This is a genomic window from Streptomyces sp. NPDC059564, assembly GCF_042735575.1.
Taxonomy (GTDB): domain Bacteria; phylum Actinomycetota; class Actinomycetes; order Streptomycetales; family Streptomycetaceae; genus Streptomyces.
Genome location: NZ_JBHWBP010000534.1, coordinates 1 through 3,687, shown reverse-complemented (window position 1 = coordinate 3,687; position 3,687 = coordinate 1). Strand labels below are relative to the sequence as shown.

Sequence of the window (3,687 nt, the reverse complement as noted above, 5' to 3'; positions counted from 1 at the left end):
GCCCAGCACCGCCCCCGTCCACCGACCGCCCGATCACGGAAGCACCGCCGCCTACGGAGTGCCCGGGGCCGTCCCCACCTCCGCCCGCGGCGCCGCCGAGCACGGCGCCCAGCCCGGCACCGGGCACGGATGCACCGCCGCCTACGGGACGCCCGGACACGTCCCCCGCCCCCTCCCCACCACCGACGGCGGGGCCGCCGGCAACAGCACCCGGCCCGGCGCCGGCCGTGGAAGTACCGCCCCCGCCTACGGGACGCCCGGACACGTCCCCCGGGACGGCACCGGACACGGCCCCCGGATCTGAATCGGCCGCGCCCACGGTCGGGCGGCCCGGCTGCCCGGCCGCCCGCTCCGGCCCGCCCGGCGAATCCGGCCCCGCCACCTGGGCCCCCCGCTCCGGCACACCGCCGAAGCCCCCTTCCGCCCCGCCACCCGAACCGGCCCGCGCCCGACTGCCGGAACCGTCCCCGGGCCCACCGCCGGACCGACCCTCTGGGACCGCCCCCGGGCCGACCCGCGCACCACCCGCCGACCCGCCCTGCACCCCACCACCGGAACTGCCCTCGGGGCCGCCACGGGAGCCGCCCTCCGGCCCATCTCCGGAACCGCCCTCCGGTGCGGCGCCGGGACCAACCTGCGCCCCACCGCCCGCACCGCGCTGCGGCCCGCCACCAGAGCCACCCGTCAGCCCGCCGCCCGAACCACCCCGCGACCCACCACCGATGCCACCCTCCGGCACCACCCCGGAACCGCCCTCCGGTCCGCCGCCCAGGCCGGTGTACGACCCACCAGCCGAACCGCCCTGCGGTCCACCGCTGGAACCGCCCCGCGGCTCAGCGCCTAATCCAGCCTACGCCCCACCACCCGAACCACCCCGCGGCCCACCGCCGAAGCCGCCCTCCGGCCTGGCCCCGGAATCGCCCTCCCGTGCGGTGCCCGGGCCGCCCCGTGGCCCACCGTCAAAACCCGCCGCCCCATCGCCCGAACCGTCCTGCGGCGCGCTGGCCGAACCGCTCTCCGGCCCACGGACCGAACTGCCCTCCGCCGCGCTGCCGGGGCCGCCCTGCGATCCACCGCGGGAGCCGCTCTCCGGACCACCACCGAAGCCGACGTCCAGGGTGGTGCCCGGGCCAGGCTGGGGCCCACCGCCCCAACCGCCCCGCGCCCCACCGTCGAAGCCGTCCTCCTGCCCGGTGCCGAGGCGGCCCTCCGAACTTCCCTGCGGGCCACCGCTGGGGCCGTCCTCCGACCCGCCGCCTGAGGCGGCCTCCTGGGCGGCGCCCGAACCATCCTCTGGTCCGCCTCGGGAGCCGCCCTCCGGCCCACCGGCAAGGCCGCCGTCCGGTCCACTGCCGGATCCGACCTGCGGCGCGGCACCCGAATCCCCCCGCGGCCCGCTGGTGGAGCCCCCCTCCGGTCCACCACCCGAACCTCGCCGCGGCCCACCACTGGGGCCACCCTCCGGCCCACCACCCGAACCGCCCCGCGGGCCACCCTCCGGCCCACCCTCCGGCCCACCGCCCGAACCACCCCGCGGCCCACCCCCGGAGGTGGTCCCCGCTTCGGGAGTCGGGGCGGTGCGCGGGGCATCGGGGGGACCGCCCCGGGGCTCGGCCCCGGGGGCGTCCACCAGGCCGTCGGCCGGGACTCCATGCGGGTCGGCAGCGGAGCCGCTCTCCGGGGCCGGGGTTCTGGGGCCGGGCGGGCGGAGCAGGGCGGTCAGGGCGTCCGTGAGGTGGGCCGCGGCCTGTTCGGCCAGGGGGGTGCGGGCCGCGGGGTTCGGGGTGTGGGGGAGCAACGCCAGCAGGACGCGGCCCAGGGCCAGGGAGAGCTCCGGGTGCGGGGCCGGGGCGACCAGGGCCTCCAGCGCGGCGCGGGCCTCCCGCAGCGGGCCCGGGTCGTCACGCAGCGCGCTCAGCCGGATCAGGGTCCGCGCCCGCCGCACCGCGCAGTCGCGCCGCAGCTCCGGCCCGGCAGCGGCGGCGCCCGCCGCGGCGAACTCCCGGTCGGCGGCGACGAGCAGCTCCGGGTCGGGCCCCGCCACCAGCGCCCGCTCGTACAGGACCCGGCCGCGGACCGCCCCGGCGGGCGGGGTCCGCAGCCCGGCCACCGCCCGCTCGGCCTCGTCCAGGAGCTCGGGGTCGCGCTGGACCGCCCACAACCGCAGCAGGGCCGCCGCCAGTTCGGTCTCGGCCTGCTCCGGCGGGTCCCCCGGCCCGGCCGGGGCCGCCACGGCCCGCCGCAGCAGGGCCACGGCCTCGTACAGGGCCCGGGCGTCGCCGTCCGCGAGGCGGTCGCGGGCCGCCCGTACCCCGGCCGCCCGGCCTCCCCCGGCGGGAGCGGCCGGCTCGGGGGCGGGGGCGGGCACGGGCGCGTCCGGGTCCTCCTCCGGCGGGCCCGGCAGGTAGCGGCGTACGACCTGAGCCGAGACGTGCGCGAACGCCTGCGGCAGCCGTCCCCCCGGCACCCGGCCCGCGTCCTCCGCCGGGCCCGCCTCCGGGACTCCGGTCAGCTGGGAGACGGCGAGCGCGGGAAAGTTCCGCACGCCCGGGCCGAAGTGCGCCCGTACGTACTCCGAGCAGTGCTTGAGCACCAGCGCGGCCTCGTCCCGCCCCAGCGGCCCCAGCAGCACGTCCTGCACCCCGGGGACGAACTCGTACCACTGCCCGGGGACGTCCCCGCTGCGCCGCAACAGCCCGCTGAGCAGCACCTCGGCCAGATCGGACGGCTCCGAGTCGGGCAGCATCGTGCGCTGGACGAGCCGCATCACGGGCAGCGTCAGCGGCGCCGCCGCCAGGTACACGGCGAGCTGTACGGCGCCGGGCGCGGCGGAGGAACGGAAGCGGCGCACCAGCTCGCGCGGCGGCCGGGCGGTCCGGGGCAGCGGGACGGGGGCGGCGGGGTGACGGGCGAGGACCCGGCCCACCTCGGCCGGTACGGGGCCCGTGCCGAGTCCGGCGACGAGCCGGGCCCAGGCCCCGAGGGCGGTGGCGTGGGGCGGCAGCACGGGCACGGTGAGCCCGCCCGTGCGCTGCCCGGGCCGCGGCGGCCGGTCTGACCGGAACCTCAGCTTCATCCCAGCGCCGCCACCGCCCCCGCCGCCCCCCTCGGCACGCTCCAGCACCCCGCGCTCGGTGGGCAGCCAGCTGCGGCTCCACAGCCGCTGCGGGAGGGGCTGCACGATCGCGCAGGGCGAGCACTGAGCCCACCGGTGGAGCAGCCGCTGCGCCTCGCCCTCCCGCCACACCGGCCCGGCGCAGTCGGAGACCACGATGGTCAGCGCCCGTCCGGTGGGGTCGCGCAGCTGGTCGCCGGAGCGCAGGGCGGCGCCGGGCGAGGGGCCGCGTCCGACGGCCGCCGTGCCGTCCGCCAGCCGGTGCAGGTAGTGCGCCTGGACGTCCCGGAAGGCCCCCAGCCGCTCGCAGACCGACCGCAGTTCCTCGAACATCTCCTGCCACACCGCCATGGAGGGCGAGGCGTCCATGACCAGCCGTACGGTCGCCTCGCGCCGGCTCTCCGGCCGCAGCACCGGCATGACCAGCCCCAGGGCGCGGGCGCTGGCCTCGGCGGTGGCGGTCTCGTCGAGGACGGTACGGGCGGGCGGGCCGGGCGGCCGGTGCCGCTGGAGGGCGCGCAGGGCCCGCTGGATGTCGAGGATCCGGGGCAGCGCGGCCGCCCCGGGCACCA

Annotated in this window: 1 protein-coding gene and 1 pseudogene; one reads left to right on the top strand and one right to left on the bottom strand. The window is 80.1% G+C overall.

Annotated elements, in window-relative coordinates; translation table 11 throughout:
- Nucleotides 1-304: pseudogene (locus tag ACFV0Q_RS39625) on the top strand (hypothetical protein); the annotation flags it as partial.
- A 546-nt stretch (nt 305-850) separates the two neighbouring features.
- Here the strand turns inward: ACFV0Q_RS39625 and ACFV0Q_RS39620 are convergent.
- The coding region (locus ACFV0Q_RS39620; protein WP_385012714.1) for an SAV_2336 N-terminal domain-related protein at nt 851-3,687 on the bottom strand (2,837 nt) is incomplete at its 5' end.